Origin of the sequence: Kitasatospora sp. MAA19 (genome assembly GCF_029894125.1) — a bacterium.
In the GTDB taxonomy this organism is placed as follows: domain Bacteria; phylum Actinomycetota; class Actinomycetes; order Streptomycetales; family Streptomycetaceae; genus Kitasatospora.
In genome coordinates this window covers 78,993-100,970 of record NZ_JARXYZ010000020.1, presented here as the reverse complement: position 1 = coordinate 100,970, position 21,978 = coordinate 78,993, and the positions used below count along the sequence as shown (strand labels likewise).

The window sequence follows — 21,978 nt, the reverse complement described above, 5'->3', positions numbered from 1 at the left end:
GGTGGCCAAGGAGCAGCGGACCGCGGAGCCGGAGCGACTGGCGAGGAAGCCGTACGAGCGGGAACTGCTGCGGCTCCAGGAGGAGCTGGTGAAGCTCCAGGAGTGGGTGCGGGTCGAGGGCGCCCGGCTGGTGGTGGTCTTCGAGGGGCGCGACGCGGCGGGCAAGGGCGGCGCGATCAAGCGGGTGACGGAGTACCTGAACCCGCGCATCGCCCGGGTCGCGGCGCTGCCGACCCCGACCGAGCGGCAGAAGACCCAGTGGTACTTCCAGCGGTACGTCGAGCAGCTGCCCGCCGCCGGGGAGATCGTGCTCTTCGACCGCAGCTGGTACAACCGGGCCGGCGTCGAGCGGGTCATGGGCTTCTGCACGGACGAGGAGTACTGGCAGTTCCTGCACCAGTGCCCGACCTTCGAGCGGATGCTGATCGAGGCGGGCATCCTGCTGCGAAAGTACTGGTTCTCGGTGAGCGACACCGAGCAGGAGCGGCGGTTCCGGGATCGGCTGGAGGACCCGATGAAGCGCTGGAAGCTCTCCCCGATGGACGTCGAGTCGATCACCCGCTGGGAGGACTACTCGCGGGCCAAGGACGAGATGTTCGTCTACACCGACACCCCGGACTCGCCGTGGCACGTGGTGGAGAGCGACGACAAGCGCCGGGCCCGGATCAACATGATCGCCCACCTGCTCTCCACCGTGCCGTACCACGAGATCACCGCCCCGCAGGTCGACCTGCCGCCCCGCCCGGCTCCGCGCGGCTACCAGCGGCCGCCGCGCGACCTGCAGAAGTACGTGCCGGACCACGCGGCCGGGCTCGACTAGGGCCCGTCCGGTGGGCCTGCCCCGGCCGGGTGGGTGTGTCGGCGGCCTCGCATAGGCTTCCGGTGTGGACGAACCGGACCTCTTCACCGCCGCCGCCGAGGAACGCCAGACCAGGGAGCCCGGCCGGGCGCCGCTGGCCGTACGGATGCGCCCGCGCACCCTGGACGAGGTGGCCGGGCAGCGGCAGTTGCTGAAGCCCGGGTCGCCGCTGCGGCGCCTCGTCGGGGGCTCGCGCGGGCCGGCGGCGACCAGCTCGGTGATCCTGTGGGGCCCGCCCGGCACCGGCAAGACCACCCTGGCGCACGTGATCAGCCAGGCCGTGGAGGGCCGCTTCGTCGAGCTGTCCGCGATCACCGCCGGGGTCAAGGAGGTCCGGGCGGTGATCGACGGTGCCCGGCGGGCGGTCGGCATGTCCGGCCGGGAGACGGTGCTGTTCCTGGACGAGATCCACCGCTTCTCCAAGGCCCAGCAGGACTCGCTGCTGCCGGCCGTGGAGAACCGCTGGGTCACCCTGATCGCCGCGACCACCGAGAACCCGTACTTCTCGGTGATCTCCCCGCTGCTGTCCCGCTCGCTGCTGCTCACCCTGGAGTCGCTGACCGACGAGGACATCCGTGCCCTGCTGCGCCGCGCGGTGGCCGACGAGCGCGGCCTGGACGGCGCGCTGGAGCTGACCGCGGAGGCCGAGGACCACCTGGTGCGGCTGGCCGGCGGGGACGCCCGGCGGGCGCTCACCACGCTGGAGGCGGCAGCCGGGGCGGCGCTGGAGAAGGACGAGGCGGCCATCACGCTGGCCACCACGGAGACGGCCGTCAACCAGGCGGCGGTGCGCTACGACAAGGACGGCGACCAGCACTACGACGTGGCGAGCGCGCTGATCAAGTCGATCCGGGGCAGCGACGTGGACGCCACCCTGCACTACCTGGCCCGGATGATCGAGGCGGGGGAGGACCCGCGGTTCATCGCCCGCCGGCTGATGATCTCGGCCAGTGAGGACGTCGGCCTGGCCGACCCGACGGCGCTGCAGACGGCCGTCTCGGCGGCCCAGGCGGTGGCCCTGATCGGCTTCCCGGAGGCGCGGATCATCCTGTCCCAGGCGGCGATCGCGCTGGCCCTGGCGCCCAAGTCCAACGCGGCCTACCTGGCGATCGACGCGGCGCTGGCGGACGTCCGGCAGGGTCTGGCGGGCGCGGTGCCGCCGCACCTGCGGGACGCGCACTACGGCGGTGCGGGCAAGCTCGGCCACGGCCAGGGCTACCGGTACCCGCACGACCTGCCGGAGGGCATCGCGGCCCAGCAGTACGCGCCGGACGCGGTGCACGGCAAGGACTACTACCAGCCGACCCGGCGCGGTGGCGAGGCCCGGTACGCGGACGTCGTGGAGTGGACGCGGGGCCGGCTCAGGGGGGAGCGCCGGAGCGAGCGGAAGCCTGAGCAGGAGCCCGAGCACAAGGGCGGGTGATCCACCGGTATACTCGGTCGGAGTGCCATGTCCCGGGACGGCGGCGGGGGAGACCCCACCGACCGGCCGCACCAGCGGGGCATCGGCCGTAGGCCCCTTCCGAGGGGCCCGCACCAGGAGCGTCGCGCACCGTTATCGGTGTCGCGGGCGGCCCGGATTCCGGGTCGTCCGTGTGACCAGCACTTTCGTGCCCGGCTCCGGAGAGCGGCTGATTCCACTGCGCAAGCGGCGGGGTTTTCTCCGGGTCGCGACGTGCGACCTCCGTCAACACCTGGTGAAGCCGTATTCGTAAGCAAGGAAGGTTTGGTTCATGGCGAACCAGAAGCGTCCCAAGGTCAAGATCGCGCGTGCGCTCGGCGTGCCGCTGACCCCGAAGTCCGTCAAGTACTTCGAGGCCCGCCCGTACCCGCCCGGCCAGCACGGCCGTGGTCGCAAGCAGAACTCGGACTACAAGGTCCGTCTGCTCGAGAAGCAGCGTCTGCGCGCCCAGTACGACCTGAGCGAGAAGCAGATGGCGCGCGCGTTCGACCGCGCGAAGAAGGCCGAGGGCAAGACCGGTGAGGCGCTCGTCGCCGAGCTGGAGACCCGTCTGGACTCCCTGGTGCTGCGTTCGGGCATTGCCCGCACCATCTACCAGGCCCGCCAGATGGTCGTCCACGGCCACATCGAGGTCAACGGTGGCAAGGTCAACAAGCCGTCGTACCAGATGAAGCCGGGCTACGTGGTGACCGTCCGCGAGCGCAGCAAGGAGAAGGTCCCCTTCCAGGTCGCCCGTGAGGGTGGCTACGCGGGTGAGGGCCAGACCCCGAAGTACCTCGAGGTCAACCTGAAGGCCCTGGCCTTCCGCCTGGACCGTGCGCCGCAGCGCAAGGAGGTCCCGGTGATCTGTGACGAGCAGCTGGTCGTCGAGTACTACTCGCGCTGACCCGCGACGGTTCCGCACCTGCGGTACCTCAGCGAGCCCCCGTCGCCTTTCGAGGCGGCGGGGGCTCGCCGTTTCCGCTGCCCCCGGTCTACCAGTCCTCGCCGGTCATCGCGGCGGCCAGCCGCAGGTGCGGGCGGGCCTCCTCGTGGCGGCTCTGGCGCTCCAGGGTGCGGCCGAGCATCAGCCGGGCGTAGTCCTCGACCGGGTCGATGTCGAGGATCCGGCGCAACTCGGCCTCGGCGCGGTGGAGTTGGGCGGAGTGGTAGTAGCTGCGGGCCAGCAGCAGCCGGACGGAGAGGTTGGCCGGCTCCTCGGCCAGTACGCCCTCCAGCATGCGGGCGGCGTCGGTGTACGCCTTGGACTCGAAGTAGAAGGTCGCGAGGCGGTACTCGTCGGCGGCGGTGTTCACGGCCACGGGGTGCTCCTTCCGGGTGGTTCCTTGCCTCCTCAAGCAATGGACAAGTTTCAACTATTCCGGGCCGGCGAGGGCGCCGGCGCGGGCGGCACCGAGCACGGCCCGGCCCCCGGCTCCGGGCCGTCCGCCGACTCGCCGCCGCCGAGCGCCCGGGAGACCGCGGCGTCCAGGTCGAGCCGGGCCCCCGCCTCGTAGTGCTCCTCGTACTCCTGCTCGGTCAGCCCCGTCCGGGCCCGCTCCGCGCACTCCTGGTGCGGGCCGAAGAAGCACCGCGAGCCCAGGAAGGGCATGCCGACCGTGCGCCAGATCCGGTGTGAGGCGCCCTGCAGCACCCGGGCCTCGCACAGGTCGCCCGGCGCGTCGGGGCCGTTCGGCTCGGTCTCCAGCAGTGCCAGCAGGTCGATCGCCAGCACGATGCCCAGCAGGTCGTGGAACAGGTGGTTCAGCCGCAGGCTCTCCCGGGCCAGCGCGCGGGCCTGCCGGACGGCTCCGTCCAGCCAGTGCGCGTACGCCATCGCGTACAGCACGTACGCGTACGCCCACTGCTCGCCGTGCTCCTCGCACAGCTCGCGGGCCTGGCCGAACCAGAGCTCGCCGCTCTCCAGGTCGCCCTGGAACAGGCAGGCGAGGCCCAGCTCGAACATGGCCATCACGACGTTGCTGTTGAGCTCGCCGATGGTCCGGTAGTGCCAGAGCGCCTCCTCGAAGAGTTCGGCGGCGCGGTCCGGGTCGTCGCCGATCAGGGCCACGCAGCCCTGCCGGTGGACGGCGTAGGCGAGCGCCCGGTCGTCGCCGGTGGTCAGGGCCTGGCGGCGGCACTCCTCCAGCGCCGGGCGGGCCGTCTCCAGGTCGCCCTGCAGGGTGGCCGTGTAGCCGGTCACCCAGAGGGCCTTGGCGCGGGCCTGGGTCGGCTCACGGTCCAGGGCGAGCGCGCGCTCCAGCCAGTGCCGGCCCTCGCCGAGGTGGCCGCAGCCGACCCAGTAGAACCACAGCGTGCCCGCCAGCAGCAGGGCGATCTGCTCCTCGCCGGGCTCGGTCAGGCAGAACTCCAGCGCCGCGCGGAGGTTGGTGTGGGCGAGCCCGGTGCGCTCGGCGGTCTCCGCCTGTCGGGGACCGAACCACTCGACCTCGCCCCAGGTGGCCACGCCCAGGTACCAGTCGCGGTGGCGGTGCAGCAGCCGCCGCTCCTCGCCGGCGGCGCGCAGCCATCGGCCGCCGTACTCGCGCAGGGTGTCCAGCAGCCGGAAGCGGACGCCGAAGGCGCTGTCCTCGCGCAGCACCACGGACTTGCCGACCAGCTCGTCGAGCAGGTCGAGCACGTCCTCGGACTCCAGGCCCTCGCCGGCGCAGACGTACTCGGCGGCCTCCAGGTCGAAACTGCCGGCGAAGATCGACAGGCGGGCCCAGAGTAAACGTTCCTGCACGGTGCAGAGCTCATGGCTCCAACCGATCGTCGTGCGCAGCGTCTGGTGCCGTGGCAGGGCCGTCCGGGAGCCGCCGGTGAGCAGCCGGAACCGGTCGTCCAGCCGCGCGGTGATCTGCTCCACCGACAGCGCCCGCAGCCGCCCGGCCGCCAGTTCCACCGCCAGCGGGATGCCGTCCAGACGGCGGCAGAGCAGGCTCACCGCCTCGGCGTTGGCCTCGGTCACCGCGAAGGACGGCAGCACCGCCCTGGCTCGGTCGGCGAACAGCCGCACCGCGTCCGGCAGCGCGTCGGGCCCTACCGGGCGGTCCGGTAGTGGGCCGACCGGCAACGGGGCCAGGGTGAGCAGGTACTCGCCCGTGGCCCGCAGCACGGCGCGGCTGGTGGCCAGCACCCGCAGCCCGGGCAGTGCCCGCAGCAGCGCGTCCGCCAGCTCCGCGCAGGCCTCCACCAGGTGCTCGCAGCCGTCCAGCACCAGCAGCAGGCGCCGACCGGACAGCCGCTCGGTCAGGACGTCCAGCGGCGGGCGGGCGGTGCCGTCGGTCAGCCGCAGTGCCTCCAGCACCGCGTGGCCGAGCAGCAGCGGGTCCTGCACCGGGGCCACCTCCACCAGCCAGGTGCCGTCCGGGAAGGCGCCGGCCGCCCGGGCCGCCGCGCGCAGCGCCAGCCGGCTCTTGCCGACCCCGCCCGGGCCGGTCACCGTCACCAGCCGGGCGGCGGCCAGCAGGCCCGCCAGCTCGGCCAGCTCCCGCCGCCGTCCGACGAAGCACGTCACCTCGGCCGGCAGCCGGCCGGGCTCCGGCTCGCGCGGCCACGCCCCGGGCTCCCCGGGCGGTGTTGTCCAGTCGCCGGCCAACCGCTGCTCCCCGTGTTCCTGGCCCGGACCGACACGGCCCGGACGTGCGTCGGGCCGTACGGGCGACGGCCCGCCTGGCAGAACGAGGTGACCGGCCGGTAGGTTACGCGCGCGGTTCGCACACCCGACCGGATCCACCGGGCGGGCCCGCCGATAACCCGGTCCGGAAACCGGGCGTCGGCGCGATAGGGTTCCGTTTGGAGAACAGCAAGGCGAGGGAGCGCGCAAAGGTGTCCGTGGGAGAGCTGGCCGGGTTGCTCGTCGCCGTGTTCTGGGCGGTCCTGGTCACCCTGCTCGCCGTGGTGCTGGTCCGCCTCTCGCGGGTGCTGAAGGAGGCCACCGTCCTGGTCTCCGCCGTCACCGAGCAGGCCGTCCCGCTGTTGAGCGACGCGGGCGCCGCCGTGCGCAGCGCCAACGAGCAGTTGGAGCGGGTGGACGAGATCACCGCGAACGTGCAGGACGCCGCCGCCAACGCCAACGCGCTGTCCTCCACCGTCGCCGCGACCCTGGGCGGGCCGCTGGTGAAGGTCGCGGCCTTCAGCTACGGCGTCCGCAAGGCCGTCGCCAAGCAGCAGGGCGGCCAGCCGTCCGTGCCGTCGCAGAGCGGCGAGCGCGAGGAGCTGGCCCGGCTGATCCGGGCCGAGGTGCGCGCCGCGACCGCGCCCAGGAACGGCCTGCTCTCCCGGGTCCGGCGCGCGGTGAGGGGCTGACGGCATGGTGCGACGCGTCTTCTGGATGGCGGTCGGTGCCGGTGCCACCGTCTGGGCCATGAACAAGGCCAACGAGGCCGTGCACCGGCTCACCCCGGACAGCCTCTCCGGCACCGCCACGCGCGGTGCGCTGCACCTGGGCGACCTGGCCAAGCAGTTCGCCCAGGACGTGCGGGCGGGCATGACCGAGCGCGAGGAGCAGCTGCGCGACGACCTCGGACTGCACGGCACCGCCGTGGTCGAGCCCCGGCGCCGCCGGGTGGCCAGGGGCGAGCCGCAGTACCGAGCTATCTCGGCGGCGCCCGGCAGCCCGGCCGCCGCCCTGCCTTCGTCCAGCAGCGCCCGCACCACACCCCAAGCCACTGAAGAAACGCCCCGCCGCGCACTGCCGCAGCGGGGCGGCACCCCGAACCGGAAGGACCAATAATGGAGTCGGCTGAGATCCGCCGCCGCTGGCTGCGCTTCTTCGAGGAGCGCGGCCACACCGTCGTTCCGTCGGCGTCCCTGGTCGCCGACGACCCCACCCTGCTGCTGGTCAACGCCGGCATGGTGCCGTTCAAGCCCTACTTCCTGGGCGAGGTCAAGCCGCAGTTCTCGCGCGCCACCAGCGTCCAGAAGTGCGTGCGCACCCTGGACATCGAGGAGGTCGGGAAGACCACCCGGCACGGCTCCTTCTTCCAGATGTGCGGCAACTTCTCCTTCGGCGACTACTTCAAGGAAGGCGCCATCACGTTCGCGTGGGAGCTGCTCACCAGCTCCGTCGCGGACGGCGGCTACGGCCTGGAGAAGGAGAAGCTCTGGATCACCGTCTACCAGGACGACGACGAGGCCGAGCAGATCTGGCGTGACGTCATCGGCGTCCCCTCCGAGCGCATCCAGCGCCTCGGCATGAAGGACAACTTCTGGTCGATGGGCGTCCCCGGCCCGTGCGGCCCGTGCTCGGAGATCAACTACGACCGCGGCCCCGCGTACGGCGAGGAGGGCGGCCCGGCCGTCAACGGCGAGCGCTACCTGGAGATCTGGAACCTGGTCTTCATGCAGTACGAGCGCGGCCACGGCGACGGCAAGGACGGTTTCGAGATCCTCGGCGACCTGCCGAGCAAGAACATCGACACCGGCCTCGGCCTGGAGCGCCTGGCCGCCATCCTGCAGGGCGTCGACAACCTCTTCGAGATCGACACCAGCCGGATGATCCTCGACCGCGCCGCCGAGCTGACCGGCCACACCTACGGCGCCGACCACAAGTCGGACGTCTCCCTGCGCGTGGTCACCGACCACATCCGCACCGCGCTGATGCTGATCGGCGACGGCGTCACCCCCGGCAACGAGGGCCGCGGCTACGTGCTGCGCCGCATCCTGCGCCGCGCCATCCGCAACATGCGCCTGCTGGGTGCCACCGGTCCGGTCGCCAAGGACCTCACCGACATCGCCATCAAGGCGATGGCCCCGCAGTACCCGGAGCTGGAGAGCGACCGCAAGCGCATCGAGACGGTCGTCGTCGGCGAGGAGGGGGCCTTCCTGCAGACCCTGAAGGCCGGCACCAGCCTGCTGGACGCCGCGGTCACCGAGACCAAGCAGGCCGGCGGCGCGGTGCTCTCCGGTGACCAGGCCTTCAAGCTGCACGACACCTACGGCTTCCCGATCGACCTCACCCTGGAGATGGCCGAGGAGCAGGGCCTCCAGGTGGACGAGGCCGGCTTCCGCCGCCTGATGCAGGAGCAGCGGGACCGCGCCAAGGCGGACGCCAAGGCCAAGAAGATGGGCCACGCCGATGTCGCCGCGTACCGCGAGGTCGCCGACAAGTCCGGCGCGAGCGTCTTCACCGGCTACAGCCTCACCGAGGGCGAGGCCACCGTGGTCGGCCTGCTGGTGGACGGCGTTCCGTCGCCGGCCGCCTCCGAGGGCGACGAGGTCGAGATCATCCTCGACCGCACCCCGTTCTACGCCGAGGGCGGCGGCCAGCTCGCCGACCACGGCCGGATCCGGCTGGAGTCCGGCGCGGTGGTGGAGATCCGCGATGTGCAGCAGCCCGTCCCGGGTGTCATCGTGCATTCCGGCGGGGTGCTGTTCGGCGAGGTCGTGCTCGGCGCCTCGGCGTACGCCACGATCGACGTCGACCGCCGCCGGGCGATCGCCCGCGCCCACTCGGCCACCCACCTGACCCACCAGGCGCTGCGCGACGCGCTCGGCCCGACGGCCGCCCAGGCCGGCTCCGAGAACGCGCCCGGCCGCTTCCGCTTCGACTTCGGCTCGCCCGCCGCCGTCCCGGGCAGCGTGCTGGTCGACGTCGAGCAGAAGATCAACGACGTGCTGGGTCGCGAACTCGACGTCACCGCCGAGGTCATGACGATGGATCAGGCCCGCAAGGCCGGCGCCATCGCGATGTTCGGCGAGAAGTACGGCGACGAGGTCCGGGTCGTCACCATCGGAGACTTCTCCAAGGAGCTGTGCGGTGGCACGCACGTCGGCAACACCGCCCAGCTGGGTCTGGTGAAGCTGCTCGGCGAGTCCTCGATCGGTTCCGGCGTGCGCCGCGTCGAGGCGCTGGTCGGCGTCGACGCGTACAAGTTCCTGGCCCGCGAGCACACCGTGGTCTCCCAGCTGACGGACCTGGTCAAGGGCCGCCCGGAGGAGCTGCCGGAGAAGATCTCGGGCATGCTCGCCAAGCTCAAGGACGCCGAGAAGGAGATCGAGCGCTTCCGCGCCGAGAAGGTGCTGGCCGCCGCGGCGGGCCTGGCCGACTCGGCCGAGGACGTGCACGGCATCTCCGTGGTCGCCGCCCAGGTCGCCGACGGCGTGGGCGCGGACGAGCTGCGCAAGCTGGTGCTGGACGTGCGCGGCCGGCTCGGCTCGCGCCCGGCCGTGGTCGCCGCCTTCACCGTGGCGAACGACCGTCCGCTGACCGTGATCGCCACCAACGAGGACGCCCGCGCCCGCGGCATCAAGGCCGGCGAGCTGGTCCGGGTCGCCGCCAAGACCCTCGGCGGCGGCGGTGGCGGCAAGGACGACGTCGCCCAGGGCGGCGGCTCCAACCCGGCCGCGGTCGGCGAGGCCGTCGCCGCGGTGCGCGGCCTGGTCGCGGAGCGCGCCAGCTGATGGAGCAGGTGGAAAGACCCTTCCGGCGCGGGCGGCGGATCGCCGTCGACGTCGGTGACGCCCGGATCGGGGTCGCGTCCTGCGACCCCGACGGGGTGCTCGCCACCCCCGTGGAGACCGTCCCGGCCGGAGCGAAGTCGCAGGCCAGGATCGCCGCCATCGTCGACGAGTACGAGGCGATGGAGGTGATCGTCGGGCTGCCGCGCTCGTTGAGCGGCAAGGAGGGCCCGGCGGCGGAGAAGGTCCGCGGGTACGCCGCCCGGCTGGCCAACCGGCTCTACCCGGTGCCGGTCCGGCTGGTCGACGAGCGGATGTCGACCGTCACCGCCACCCACGGGCTGCGCGCCTCGGGCGTCAAGGCGAAGAAGGGTCGCTCGGTGGTCGACCAGGCCGCTGCGGTGGTGATCCTGCAGACCGCCCTTGAGTCCGAACGGGTGAGCGGACGCCCGCCCGGTGAGAGCGTCGAGGCGGTCGGCTGACCGGCCTGATCTAACGTCCCGGTGAGGGGTCCGTGCGGACGCGTCCGCACGGACCCTTTTCGTTCGTTCCGGGACCGCCGAGGGGACGCGAGCCATGACCGACCAGGACTTCCACCCGGGGCTCACGCCCGGGCACCTGGGTGCGCCGGTGCTGGAGCCGGAGGGTCGCCCGCCGGGCGCGCCCCGTACGCGCTCCGATGCACCGGATCCGCACCGACGGCGTAACGGGCTGGCCTGCGCGCTCACCGCGCTCTCCCTGATCGGGGTGTTCGGCGGGGTGGGCCTCACCGGCTACGCCTGGTGGCAGGAGCAGCGCAAACCCCCGGTCGCCGCCGACTACGCGGGGCAGGGCACCGGCAGCGTCCAGGTCTCGGTGCCGGAGGGGGCGGGGCTGTCCCAGATCGCGTACGCGCTGGTGCGCAACGGGGTGGTCGCCAGTTCGCTCGCCTTCACCCGGGAGGCCAAGGGCAGCGCCGCGGCGGCCGGGCGGATCCAGCCCGGCACGTACACGATGAAGCAGCGGATGTCGGCCGCGGCCGCGCTGGCCGTACTGATCGACCCGGCCAACGCCAACGGCTTGACCATCCCCGAGGGCTGGCGCGGTTACCAGATCTACGCGGCGATCGACCGGAAGCTGGGCCTGCCGGACGGCACCACCCAGCGCACCGCCCAGGAGCAGGGCGCCGAACTGGGCCTGCCGGACTTCACCAAGGGCAGCCCCGAGGGCTACCTGTTCCCCGCGACGTACAGCGTCACCGACGGGACCACCGCGATCGAGCTGCTGAAACAGATGGTGGACCGGGCCGGCAAGGAGTTCAGCCGGGATGACGCGAACGTCGTCGCGCAGAACCTCGGGCAGAGCCTGTACGGGCTGGTGACGGTGGCCAGCATGGTCCAGGGCGAGGCCGACAACACCGAGGACATGGGCCGGGTGGCGCGGGTGATCTACAACCGGCTGGCCAGGGCGATGCCGCTGCAGCTCGACTCCACGATCAACTACGCGCTCGGCCGGTCGACCCTGAACACCACGGTGACCGACACCAGGCTGGACTCCCCGTACAACACCTACCTGCACCCCGGGCTGCCGCCCACGCCGATCTCCAATCCGGGGCGGCAGGCGATCATGGCGGCACTGGACCCGGTGCCGGGGGACTGGCTCTACTTCGTCACCGTGAAACCGGGGGACACCCGCTTCACCGACAGCTTCGAGGTGCAGCAGCGCAACGTCGCGGAGTTCAACGCCAACCGGGCGTCGGCGAAGCCGAGCGACTCGGCCGCGCCGTCGGGGTCGCCCTCCGGGTCGCCGTCGGGCTCGCCGTCGGGGGTGCCCTCGGCGTCGCCTGCGGGTTCCGCCGCCGCGTCGGCGGCGGCCTCCGGGTCGGCCGCCGCCTCCGCTCCGCCGGCGCCGACGGACGGCGCCACCGGTGGGTGAGGTCGGACACCGGTGGCACATCCGCCCTGCCAGGGGCACGACTGCGGTACGGTAACGTCTCCTCCCAGGCGCTGCGCTAGCACGCCGGTTCGAGAATCAGCCGGGACCGCGTCCCGGACGGCCGGTCCGATCCTCCGGCCGTCTTCGTCGGTTAAGGGGATCAATGACCGATCTGGGTCGGGGCTACGGCCCCCAGGGCTCCGAGCCGTGGCACCCCGGTGACCCCGGGTACGGCGGCCAGCAGCCGGTCCCCGGCCAGCAGGACGGCCAGTGGCAGCAGCAGTATCCCCAGCAGGGCCAGCCGGTCCAACAGCCGTACGGGGACGGGCAGCAGCAGGGGTATCCGCAGCAACAGATGCCGCAGCAGATGGCGCAGCAGGGGTACCCGCAGGGGTATCAGCAGCAAGGGTTCCCGGGCGAGCAGCAGCAGTATCCGCAGCAGCAGATGCCCCAGCAGATGCCGCAGCAGGGCTACCCGCAGCAGCAGGGGCAGCAGGGGTACCCGCAACAGCAGCAGATGCCGCAGCAGCAGATGCCGCAGCAGGGGTATCCGCAGCAGCAGATGCCCCAGCAGGTGCCGCAGCAGGGGTACCCGCAGGGGTATCAGGAGCAGGGGTTCCCGGGCGGACAGCCGCAGCCGGGCATGGGGCAGCAGCCGGGGATGTCCCCGCAGCAGCCCGGTGTGCAGCAGCAGCCGGGGATGCCGCAACAGGGCGCGCAGCCCGGGCAGCCGCGGGGCCGGCGGCGGGCGGCGCCGGAGCCGGAGCCGGTCGTGCCCGCGGGCCCCGGCCCGGACGGCATCGACTGGGAGGCCGAGGCCGCCGCGCTGGAGGCCGGCGCCGACCCGGTGGGCGGGCACGGGCCCGAGACCGACGAGTGGGACGGCCACGAGGAGGGCCCTCATGGGGATGGCCGGTACGAGGACGGTCGCCACGAGGACGCCGAGTACCGGGACGAGGACGGCGACCCCGAGCAGGCCGGCTTCCTCGGCGAGGAGGACGACTCCCGCGACGCGAAGAAGAAGCGCAAGGAGAAGGGCAAGAAGTCCGGCCGCCGCAACGGCGGGGCCTGCCTCCTGGTCGCGCTGGTGCTGATCGGCGCGCTGGGCGGCGCCGGCTGGTGGGGCTACGGCTTCTACCAGGACCACTTCGGCCCGGCGCCGGACTTCCAGGGCGAGGGCACCGATTCCGTCCAGGTCGAGGTCAAGTCCGGCGCGGTCGGCGGGCAGATCGGCCTCGCGCTGAAGACCGCCGGCGTGGTCAAGAGCGTCGACGCGTTCAGCAAGGCCTGCAGCGCCGAGCCCAAGTGCACCACCATCCAGCCGGGCTTCTACGCGCTGAAGAAGGAGATGCCGGCCGCGGCCGCGCTCCAGGGCCTCCTCCAACAGGCCGGTGGCGAGGGGCTGGTCATCCCCGAGGGCAAGACCGCCGCCGACATCTACACCATCATCGACGGGAAGCTGAAGCTGTCGCCGGGCACCACGGCGGGCGTCGCCAAGGCCCAGGTCGCCAACCTCGGCCTGCCCGCGTACGCGAACGGCAACATCGAGGGCTTCCTCTGGCCGACGCGTTACAACATCGCCGAGGGCATGAAGCCCGAGGACCTGCTCAAGCAGATGGTGAAGAACGCCACCGACAAGTACGCGAACCTGGACGCCGACGCCTCCAAGGCCGGTCTCAAGACCGCGTACGAGGTGGTCATCGAGGCGAGCATCCTGCAGCGCGAGGGCAACAACACGGACGACTTCGCCAAGATGGCGAGGACCATCCAGAACCGCCTCTCCAGCGACGCGACGCAGCACACCCTCGGCATGGACACCACGCTGCAGTACTCGCTCGGTCGCACGCAGCTCGACAAGAAGGAAATCGACGACGCGTCCAACAAGTACAACACCTACCGAAACCCGGGCCTGCCGCCCACACCGATCTCCAACCCGGGTGACGCGGCGATCAAGGCGGTGCTCAACCCGGCGGACGGCAAGTGGCTGTACTTCATCGCGATGGACCCGACCCATACCCTCTTCGCGGAGACGGACAAGGAGCACGCGGCCAACGTCGAGAAGTACTGCAAGGCGGCCGGCCAGGGCTTCGACAAGGTGCGCGTCCACTGCACCACCGCCAAGTAGCCTGCTCGGGCGAGTCGTTCAGGGAGAAGCAGCGTTGACCAGCAAGCACCGGGCGGCCGTTCTCGGCTCGCCGATCGCCCACTCGCTCTCGCCGGACCTGCACCGGGCCGCCTTCGCGGCGCTCCGGCTGGACGGCTGGCGCTACGACCGCTTCGAGGTGGACGAGGCCGGTCTGCCCGGCTTCCTCGCCGGGCTGGACGAGGCCGAGTGGGCGGGGCTGTCGCTGACCATGCCGCTGAAGCGGGCGATCATCCCGCTGCTGGACGAGGTGAGCGCGACGGCCCGCTCGGTGGACGCGGTCAACACCGTGGTGTTCACCGCCGACGGGCGGCGCACCGGGGACAACACCGACGTCCCCGGGCTGGTGAACGCGCTGCGCGAGCGCGGCATCACCGAGGTGCCGGGCGCGGCCGTGCTGGGCGCCGGGGCCACCGCCTCCTCGGCGCTGGCGGCGCTCGCCCAGGTCTGCACCGGTGAGGTGACCGTCTACGTGCGCAGCGCGGAGCGGGCCCGGGAGATGGCCGAGCTGGGCGAGCGGCTGGGCGTCGTCGTCCGCACCGCCGACTGGGAACGCGGGGCCGAGGCGCTGGCGCAGCCGCTGACCGTCTCCACCACGCCCGTCGGCGCGACCGACGCCTTCGCCGAGGCGGTGCCCGCCGTGCCGGGGGCGCTGTTCGACGTGCTCTACCACCCGTGGCCGACGGCGCTGGCCGCCGCGTGCGCGGAGCGCGGGGCGACCGTCCTGGGCGGGCTGGACCTGCTGGTGCACCAGGCGGTGCTGCAGAGCGAGGCCTTCACCGGGCGGGCGCCGGGGCCGCTGGCGGCGATGCGCGAGGCGGGCGAGCAGGCCCTCGCCGGGCGCTGAGGCCGCGCCGGTGACCGGATCTCGCCGACCACCGCCGCGCCGGGTGGCCGGAATCGCGCCGACCACCGTCCCGCCGGGTGGCCGGTAGCCGTCCGTCACGCGGACTCCGCTCCCGGGTGCCGCCGGGGCATGAAAGGATTCAGTCACAAGGCACGTCCGGGCGGGCCCCGGCGGTGCCGTGGCCGGTCCGCTGATGAAGGAGCTCCGTTGGGTACGTTGCGCTGGCTGACGGCGGGGGAGTCGCACGGCCCCGCACTCGTCGCGACGCTGGAAGGCCTGCCCGCCGGTGTACCGGTCACCACCGCGGTGGTGGCCGACGCGCTGGCGCGCCGCCGGCTCGGTTACGGTCGCGGCGCACGGATGAAGTTCGAGCAGGACGAGGTGACCTTCCTCGGCGGTGTTCGGCACGGCGAGACCATGGGCAGCCCGGTCGCGGTCATGGTCGGCAACACCGAGTGGCCGAAGTGGGAGCAGGTCATGTCGGCCGACCCGGTCGACCCCGAGGTGCTGGCCGGCCTGGCCCGCAACGAGGCGCTCACCCGCCCCCGCCCCGGCCACGCCGACCTGGCCGGCATGCAGAAGTACTCGATCGACGAGGCCCGCCCGATCCTGGAGCGCGCCAGCGCCCGCGAGACGGCCGCCCGGGTCGCGCTCGGCGCCGTCGCCCGTGCGTACCTGAAGGAGACCTGCGGGATCGAGATCGTCAGCCACGTGGTCGAGCTGGCCGCCGCCAAAGCCCCGGCCGGCGTGCTGCCGCTGCCCTCGGACGAGGCGAAGCTGGACGCCGACCCGGTCCGCTGCCTGGACGCCGACGCCTCGAAGGCGATGGTCGCCGAGATCGACCAGGCCCACAAGGACGGCGACACCCTCGGCGGTGTGGTCGAGGTGCTGGCGTACGGCGTGCCGGTGGGCCTCGGCTCGCACGTGCACTGGGACCGCCGACTGGACGCCCGGCTGGCCGCCGCGCTGATGGGCATCCAGGCGATCAAGGGCGTCGAGGTCGGCGACGGCTTCGAGCTGGCCCGGGTGCCCGGCTCCAAGGCGCACGACGAGATCGTCCCGACCCCCGAGGGCGTCAAGCGCACCTCCGGCCGCTCCGGCGGCACCGAGGGCGGGCTGTCCACCGGCGAGGTGCTGCGGGTGCGTGCGGCGATGAAGCCGATCGCCACCGTGCCGCGGGCGCTGCAGACCCTGGACGTGCGCACCGGCGAGCCGGCCAAGGCGCACCACCAGCGCTCGGACGTCTGCGCCGTGCCGGCCGCGGGGATCGTCGCGGAGGCGATGGTCGCGCTGGTGCTGGCCGACGCGGTGAACGAGAAGTTCGGCGGTGACCACGTCTCCGAGACCCGCCGCAACGTGCAGAACTACCTCGACAACCTGATCATCCGATGACTATTCCGGTCGTTGTGCTGGTCGGTCCGCCCGGCAGTGGCAAGTCCACCGTCGGGCGGGCCCTGGCCGAGCGCCTGGGCGTCGCCTTCCGGGACACCGACGCCGACATCGAGGCGCTGGCCGGCAAGCCCATCCCGGAGATCTTCATCGACGAGGGCGAGCCGCACTTCCGCGAGCTGGAGGTCCGGGCCGTGCGCGCGGGCGCCACGGAGCACGGCGGCGTCCTGGCGCTCGGCGGCGGCGCGGTGATGGCCGAGGCCACCCGCGCGCTGCTGCGCGAGCTGCCGGTGGTCTTCCTGGAGGTCCCGCTGGCGGACGCGGTCAAGCGGGTCGGCCTGGACGCCCCGCGCCCGCTGCTGGCCGTCAACCCGCGGGCCCGCTGGCGCGAGCTGATGGAGGCCCGCCGCCCCCTCTACCTGGAGGTGGCCACCGCCGTCGTCGACACCGCCGGCCGCACCCCGGAGCAGGTCGCGGACGCCGTACTGGAAGCACTGGAGCTGAAGACCCCCCATGACTGACCCCATCGTCAGGATTCACGTCGGCGGCAGCGCCGGCCACGACCCGTACGACGTGCTGATCGGGCACCAGCTGCTCGGCGAGCTGGCGCCGCTCATCGGCACTCGCGCCAAGCGGGTCGCGATCATCCACCCCGAGGCGCTGGCCGCCACCGCCGACGCCATCCGCGAGGACCTGCTCGGCGAGGGCTACGAGGCGATCGCCCTCCAGGTGCCCAACGCCGAGGACGCCAAGAGCGCCGAGGTCGCCGCGTACTGCTGGTCGGTGCTCGGGCAGACCGGTTTCACCCGCAGCGACGTCGTCGTCGGCCTGGGTGGCGGCGCCACCACCGACCTGGCCGGCTTCGTGGCCGCCACCTGGCTGCGCGGCGTGCGCTGGATCTCCATGCCCACCACGCTGCTCGGCATGGTCGACGCGGCCGTCGGCGGCAAGACCGGCATCAACATCGCCGAGGGCAAGAACATGGTCGGCGCCTTCCACCCGCCGGTGGGCGTGCTGGCCGACCTCGACACCCTGGCGACCGTGCCCAAGCACGACTACGTCTCCGGCCTCGCCGAGGTCATCAAGTGCGGCTTCATCGCCGACCCGGCCATCCTCGACCTGATCGAGGCCGACCCGGAGGGCGCCAAGACCCCGGACGGCCCGCACACCGTCGAGCTGATCCGCCGCGCCATCCAGGTCAAGGCCGACGTGGTCTCCGGGGACCTCAAGGAATCCGGCCGACGCGAGATCCTCAACTACGGCCACACCCTCGGCCACGCCATCGAGCGCAACGAGCGCTACAAGTGGCGGCACGGCGCCGCGATCTCCATCGGCATGGTCTTCGCCGCCGAACTCGGCCGCCTGGCCGGCCGGTTGGACGACGAGACGGCCGACCGGCACCGCGCCGTGCTGGCCTCCGTCGGCCTGCCGCTGCGGTACCAGGCGGACGCCTGGCCGAAGCTGCTGGACGCCATGAAGATCGACAAGAAGTCGCGCGGCGACCTGATCCGCTTCATCGTCCTGGACGGCCTCGGCAAGACCTCCGTCCTGGAGGGCCCCGACCCGTCCCTGCTGGTCGCCGCCTACGCGGAGGTCTCGGCGTGACCCGGGTGATGGTGCTCAACGGCCCCAACCTCGGGCGGCTCGGCAGCCGCGAGCCGGACGTCTACGGCGCCACGTCCTACGCCGGGCTGGTCGAGCGCTGCACCGCGCTCGGCCAGGAGTTCGGCTTCGAGGTCGAGGTCCACGAGACCAACTCCGAGCAGCAGATGGTGGAGTGGCTGCACGAGGCGGCCGACGGCAAGGTGCCCGTGGTGATCAACCCGGGCGCGTTCACGCACTACTCGTACGCCATGCGGGACGCCGCCGCGCAGCGCACCGCGCCGCTGATCGAGGTGCACATCTCCAACCCGTACGCGCGGGAGACCTTCCGGCACACCTCGGTGATCGCCGCGGTGGCCTCCGGCACCATCGCCGGGTTCGGGCTCGGCTCGTACGAGCTGGCCCTGCGCGCCCTGGCCGAACAGCTCACCACGCGCTGACGCCTGGTCAGCGGCCCGGCGGCGGACTGTGCCCGCCGCCGGGCCGCCGTGTAGTGTCCCCGCTGAGAGGTGTCGGGAGGTGACCGTGACGCAGTACGCCGGGGGTGGGCAGGTCCCGCCGCGTCCCGTCGCTCCGCCGGGGCCGCAGCCGTCGGGGAGCCGGTCGTCAGGGGCGCAGTCGTCGAGGGCGGTCGGTCCGCCGCCGGTGCCGCCGGCGTCCGCTCCGGTCGCTCCGGCCCCTGTGCCGACAGCACCGGTGCCCGCTCCGCCCGTGCCCGCTCCGCCCGCGCCCGTCCCTCCGGCCCCCGCGCCGAGCGCGCCCGTCCCCGCCGGGGCCACCGGGCACTTCGTGCTGCCCTCCGGCATGCCCGTCCAGCTCCCCACTCACCCGCCCCAGCGGCACGCGCCCTCCGGGCCGATCGCCGTCCTGCTGATCGGACCTGCCGGAGCCGGCAAGACCACCGTCGCCCGGTACTGGGCCGAGCGCCGGCCCACCCCGACCGCGCACATCAGCCTGGACGACGTCCGCGAGTGGGTGCAGTCCGGCTTCGCCAACCCGCAGTCCGGCTGGAACAACGCCTCCGAGGCGCAGTACCGGCTGGCCCGCCGCACCTGCGGCTTCGCCTGCCGCAACTACCTCGCCAACGGCATCTCCTGCATCATCGACGACGCGGTCTTCCCGGACCGCCCGGCGATCGGCCTCGGCGGCTGGAAGCGGCACATCGGCCCCGGCATGATCCCGGTCGTGCTGCTGCCCAGCCTGGACTCCGTGCTGCGCCGCAACGCCCGGCGCGGCGGCACCCGGCGGCTCGGCGACGAGGAGGTGGCGCGGATCCACGGCCGGATGGCCGGCTGGTACAACTCCGGGCTGCCGATCATCGACAACTCCCACCTGGACGTCGCCGGCACCGCCGCCGAGCTGGACCGCGTCATCCTGGCCCGGCTGATGGGCATGCCGGTCCGCTGACCCGGGGTGTGTCGGTCCCGGCTGCGATGATGGACGAGTCCTTGGACCCGTCCTGTCGAACCACCCCGGGGGAGCTGACGCCCGTGCCGGAAGGCCACATCATCCACCGCCTCGCCGCCGAGAACCGGAAGGCCTTCGGCGGCCGCCCGGTCGAGGTGTCCAGCCCGCAGGGCCGGTTCGCCGACGAGGCCAAGGCGATCGACGGGCAGCTGTTCACCGGAGCCGAGGCCACCGGCAAGCACCTGTTCCTCGGCTTCGAGGAGGGCGCCTGGGTGCACGTCCACCTCGGCCTCTACGGCGGCTTCACCTTCGGCGCCGGTCCCGCGCCCGAGCCGGTCGGTCTGGTCCGGCTGCGGCTGGCCAACGACGACGGCTACGCCGACCTGCGCGGCCCGAACACCTGCGCGCTGGTGACCGGCGCCGAGAAGGCCGCCGTCGCCGCCCGCCTCGGGCCCGACCCGTTGCGCGCCGACGCCGATCCGGAGGCCGCCTGGCGGCGGATATCGGGGAGCCGGACGACCGTCGCCGCGCTGCTCATGGACCAGAAGGTGCTGGCCGGGGTGGGCAACGTCTACCGGGCCGAGGTGCTGTTCCGACACGGGATCAACCCGCACCGGGCCGGTCGCGACCTCACCCGGGGCGAGTGGGACGCGATCTGGGCCGACCTGGTCGCCCTGATGCACGAGGGCGTCGGCGCGGGCCGGATCGACACCGTACGCCCCGAGCACACCCCCGAGGCGATGGGCCGCCCGCCGCGGGTCGACGACCACGGCGGCGAGGTCTACGTCTACCGCCGCGCCGCGATGCCCTGCCTGGTCTGCGGCACCGACGTCCGCACCGAGCAGCACGCCGCGCGCAACCTCTTCTGGTGCCCGCGCTGCCAGGCGGCCTGAGGCCCTGATCCGCCCTCCGGCCCGGCGCCCAGCCCGTAGGCTGGGGCCGACCGGCCGGAGGGAGCAGGCAAGATGGAGCATCACCGGGTGGCCAACACCGTGTCAGGGACGGTGGGCGGCCATGTGGTGCAGGCCGAGAACATCGGGTCGGTGCACATCCACCCCCGTCCCGAGCCGCCGCCGAGGCCTCATCAGGTCCGGTCGCCGTACGGCCCGTTCGTCAACCGTGAGCCGGAGTTCGCCGCGCTGAGCGCGGCCTTGGGCCGAGTCGAGACGGGCGGACTGGGGATCGTGGTGTTCACCGGCCTCGGTGGGGTCGGGAAGACCGAACTGATCGCCAAGTTCACCGAGGAGCACCGGGCGCGCTTCCCCGACGGGGACCTCTACGCGGACCTCCAGGCGTACCGCCACCAGGGTGGGGTGGACCTCCCCGCGCTGCTGGCCGGCTTCCTGCGCGCCCTCGGCACGGAGCCCCCGGCGGTGGAGACGGAGCGGTTCACGACGTTCCGGACGGTCACCGCCGAGCGCCGGTGCCTGTTCTTCCTGGACAACGTCGAGCACGCCGCCGAGGTCCGGGCGCTGCTCCCGTCCTGCGGGCTGGTGGTGGTCGCGAGCCGGCGGCGGCTGCCCGCGCTGCGGACGGTCGGCGCCGAGGTGCGGCAGCTCGGGCCGCTGAGCGCGACGGCCGGCGCCGATCTGGTGCGGGCCTGGCTGGGCTCCGAGCGGGGCACCGACGGGGAGCTGGCGGCGCTGGTCGAGCTGTGCGGCGGGTTGCCGCTGGCGCTGAACGCGGTCGGCAGCCAGCTGCTGGACCGCGACAACCTGCCGCTCGGTCGGGTGGTGGCCGAACTGCACGACCGCGAGGGCAGGGTGGCCGTGCTGCACGACGAGGAGAGCGACCTCGGCCCGACCTACGACCTGGTCTACGAGCGGTTGTCGCCGCAGGGCCGGGCGCTCTACCACCTCATCGGCGTGCACCCCGGCCCCTTCGTGTCCGCCGAACTGGCGCGCGCGGCGGGCGTCGAACAGGCCGGGGCGGCGCTGACCGAGCTGCGCGCCGTGCACCTGCTGGACGAGGTGGTGGACGACGGCCTCGACGATCGCTTCCGGGCCCATGACGTGGTGCGGCTGCACGCCTATGACCGCACCCGCGAGCTGCCCGGCCGGGTCGAGCTCCTCGCCCGCGTCGTGGCGTACTTCCGGGGCCGGGCGTCGCTGGCGGACCGTGCGATGGGGGCGAGGCTGCGGTTGCAGGACCCGAGCGGCGAGGGGCTGCCCGGCTTCGCCTCGTACCCGGAGGCACTGGAGTGGCTGCAGGCCGAACGGGCCAACCTGCGCGCGGCGGTGGAGGCGGCGGCCAAGCAGAAGTGGCACGGCGAGGTGTGGCGGCTCTGTGAGTCGTTGTGGCCGCTGTACCACGGCCGCAAGCACTACCAGGACTTGATCGCCACGCACCGGCTCGGCGTGACGTCGGCCCAGTGGGACAACCGGCCGGACGCCGTGGTCCGGATGCGCAACCAACTGGCCCGCGCCCACTTCGAGCGCAAGGAGTACGCGCTCGCCGCCGAGCAGCTGGAGGTCGCCTCCGAACTGGTGCCGCTGGTGACCGACCAGCGCGTCGTGGGCGTGCTGTACGAGACGGACGGCCTGCTCTGCCTGGCCGACGGCCGGTCGGCCCGGGCGGCGGAGCGGTTCGCACTGGCCCGCGAGGCCAACCGGGGCGACCGGCACGGCGAGATCGTGCAGAGCTACAACCTGGCGCAGGCGCTGATCGCCGACGACCGCCCGGAGCAGGCGCTGGCCGTCCTGGACGAGGCCACGGCACGAGCCGAGGAGCCCGAGCGGGACACCGCCATGCTGGTGAAGCTGCCCTTGGTCCGTGCCCGGGCCTACCGGGCTCTGGGACGGCTTGACCTTGCCGTCGCCCAAGCCGAGGAGTGCGCCCGGCTGGCGTCCGGTCAGCGCGAGTACGCGAAGGCGGCGCAGGCGTACACCCTGCTGGTCGCCCTCGCCGAGGAGCTGGAGGACGCGGAGCTGGCGGAGCACACCCGCGAGCGGCTGCGACAGCTGCGGGGCTAG

At 73.0% G+C, this 21,978-nt stretch carries 20 protein-coding genes; 17 read left to right on the top strand and 3 right to left on the bottom strand.

The window, feature by feature from the left end; genetic code table 11:
* The first annotated feature begins 1 nt into the window (after position 1).
* From ppk2 to rpsD, 3 genes are all read left to right on the top strand, one after another.
* Positions 2 to 820: a polyphosphate kinase 2 gene (ppk2, locus tag P3T27_RS26920; RefSeq protein WP_280682943.1), complete on the top strand. Its 819-nt coding sequence runs from the start codon at positions 2 to 4 to the stop codon at positions 818 to 820.
* Positions 821 to 884: 64 nt separating this feature from the next.
* Complete coding sequence (locus P3T27_RS26915) at positions 885 to 2,282, top strand: replication-associated recombination protein A (RefSeq protein WP_280682941.1); 1,398 nt, start codon at positions 885 to 887, stop codon at positions 2,280 to 2,282.
* A gap of 310 nt (positions 2,283 to 2,592) precedes the next feature.
* Entirely contained in the window at positions 2,593 to 3,207 is a 615-nt protein-coding gene (rpsD, locus tag P3T27_RS26910) for a 30S ribosomal protein S4 (protein ID WP_218200264.1), read from the top strand.
* Positions 3,208 to 3,295: 88 nt separating this feature from the next.
* Here rpsD and P3T27_RS26905 read toward each other — a convergent pair whose 3' ends face one another.
* Positions 3,296 to 3,622, bottom strand: a complete 327-nt coding sequence (locus tag P3T27_RS26905) for a tetratricopeptide repeat protein (protein WP_280682936.1) — start codon at positions 3,620 to 3,622, stop codon at positions 3,296 to 3,298.
* Between the two features lie 50 nt (positions 3,623 to 3,672).
* Positions 3,673 to 5,901: a regulator gene (locus tag P3T27_RS26900; RefSeq protein WP_280682933.1), complete on the bottom strand. Its 2,229-nt coding sequence runs from the start codon at positions 5,899 to 5,901 to the stop codon at positions 3,673 to 3,675.
* Between the two features lie 230 nt (positions 5,902 to 6,131).
* Here P3T27_RS26900 and P3T27_RS26895 point away from each other — a divergent pair, with 230 nt between their 5' ends.
* From P3T27_RS26895 to mltG (P3T27_RS26875), 5 genes are all read left to right on the top strand, one after another.
* The gene (locus tag P3T27_RS26895; RefSeq protein WP_280682930.1) at positions 6,132 to 6,611 is read left to right on the top strand and encodes a DUF948 domain-containing protein; all 480 of its coding nucleotides are present in this window, start codon (positions 6,132 to 6,134) and stop codon (positions 6,609 to 6,611) included.
* A 4-nt stretch (positions 6,612 to 6,615) separates the two neighbouring features.
* The gene (locus P3T27_RS26890; RefSeq protein WP_280682927.1) at positions 6,616 to 7,038 is read left to right on the top strand and encodes a DUF6167 family protein; all 423 of its coding nucleotides are present in this window, start codon (positions 6,616 to 6,618) and stop codon (positions 7,036 to 7,038) included.
* Entirely contained in the window at positions 7,038 to 9,707 is a 2,670-nt protein-coding gene (gene alaS / locus P3T27_RS26885) for an alanine--tRNA ligase (RefSeq protein WP_280682924.1), read from the top strand. Before P3T27_RS26890 ends, alaS begins: the two co-directional genes overlap by 1 nt.
* On the top strand, positions 9,707 to 10,186 hold the full coding sequence (gene ruvX, locus P3T27_RS26880; protein ID WP_280682922.1) for a Holliday junction resolvase RuvX: 480 nt from the start codon (positions 9,707 to 9,709) through the stop codon (positions 10,184 to 10,186). Before alaS ends, ruvX begins: the two co-directional genes overlap by 1 nt.
* A gap of 94 nt (positions 10,187 to 10,280) precedes the next feature.
* Complete coding sequence (gene mltG / locus P3T27_RS26875; RefSeq protein ID WP_280682920.1) at positions 10,281 to 11,618, top strand: endolytic transglycosylase MltG; 1,338 nt, start codon at positions 10,281 to 10,283, stop codon at positions 11,616 to 11,618.
* Positions 11,619 to 11,778: 160 nt separating this feature from the next.
* On the opposite strand, the gene P3T27_RS26870 is transcribed toward mltG (P3T27_RS26875), so the two are convergent.
* On the bottom strand, positions 11,779 to 12,327 hold the full coding sequence (locus tag P3T27_RS26870) for a hypothetical protein (protein WP_280682918.1): 549 nt from the start codon (positions 12,325 to 12,327) through the stop codon (positions 11,779 to 11,781).
* A gap of 63 nt (positions 12,328 to 12,390) precedes the next feature.
* Between P3T27_RS26870 and mltG (P3T27_RS26865) the strand changes: the two genes are divergently transcribed.
* From mltG (P3T27_RS26865) to P3T27_RS26825, 9 genes are all read left to right on the top strand, one after another.
* Positions 12,391 to 13,743: an endolytic transglycosylase MltG gene (gene mltG, locus P3T27_RS26865; protein ID WP_280682912.1), complete on the top strand. Its 1,353-nt coding sequence runs from the start codon at positions 12,391 to 12,393 to the stop codon at positions 13,741 to 13,743.
* A gap of 34 nt (positions 13,744 to 13,777) precedes the next feature.
* Positions 13,778 to 14,608: a shikimate dehydrogenase gene (locus tag P3T27_RS26860; protein WP_280682910.1), complete on the top strand. Its 831-nt coding sequence runs from the start codon at positions 13,778 to 13,780 to the stop codon at positions 14,606 to 14,608.
* A 207-nt stretch (positions 14,609 to 14,815) separates the two neighbouring features.
* Positions 14,816 to 16,000 (top strand): chorismate synthase, encoded by a 1,185-nt coding sequence (gene aroC, locus P3T27_RS26855; protein WP_280682908.1) that lies wholly within the window; start codon positions 14,816 to 14,818, stop codon positions 15,998 to 16,000.
* Positions 15,997 to 16,518, top strand: coding sequence for a shikimate kinase (locus P3T27_RS26850; RefSeq protein ID WP_280682906.1), 522 nt, complete (start codon positions 15,997 to 15,999; stop codon positions 16,516 to 16,518). Before aroC ends, P3T27_RS26850 begins: the two co-directional genes overlap by 4 nt.
* On the top strand, positions 16,511 to 17,602 hold the full coding sequence (gene aroB / locus P3T27_RS26845) for a 3-dehydroquinate synthase (RefSeq protein ID WP_280682904.1): 1,092 nt from the start codon (positions 16,511 to 16,513) through the stop codon (positions 17,600 to 17,602). The genes P3T27_RS26850 and aroB overlap by 8 nt, the downstream gene beginning before the upstream one ends.
* Positions 17,603 to 17,610: 8 nt before the next feature.
* The gene (gene aroQ / locus P3T27_RS26840) at positions 17,611 to 18,039 is read left to right on the top strand and encodes a type II 3-dehydroquinate dehydratase (protein WP_280683026.1); all 429 of its coding nucleotides are present in this window, start codon (positions 17,611 to 17,613) and stop codon (positions 18,037 to 18,039) included.
* Between the two features lie 85 nt (positions 18,040 to 18,124).
* On the top strand, positions 18,125 to 19,006 hold the full coding sequence (locus P3T27_RS26835; protein ID WP_280683025.1) for an AAA family ATPase: 882 nt from the start codon (positions 18,125 to 18,127) through the stop codon (positions 19,004 to 19,006).
* A gap of 83 nt (positions 19,007 to 19,089) precedes the next feature.
* On the top strand, positions 19,090 to 19,899 hold the full coding sequence (locus P3T27_RS26830; RefSeq protein ID WP_280682902.1) for a DNA-formamidopyrimidine glycosylase family protein: 810 nt from the start codon (positions 19,090 to 19,092) through the stop codon (positions 19,897 to 19,899).
* Between the two features lie 72 nt (positions 19,900 to 19,971).
* A complete protein-coding gene (locus tag P3T27_RS26825) occupies positions 19,972 to 21,978 on the top strand; it encodes an ATP-binding protein (protein WP_280682900.1) in 2,007 nt (668 codons plus the stop codon).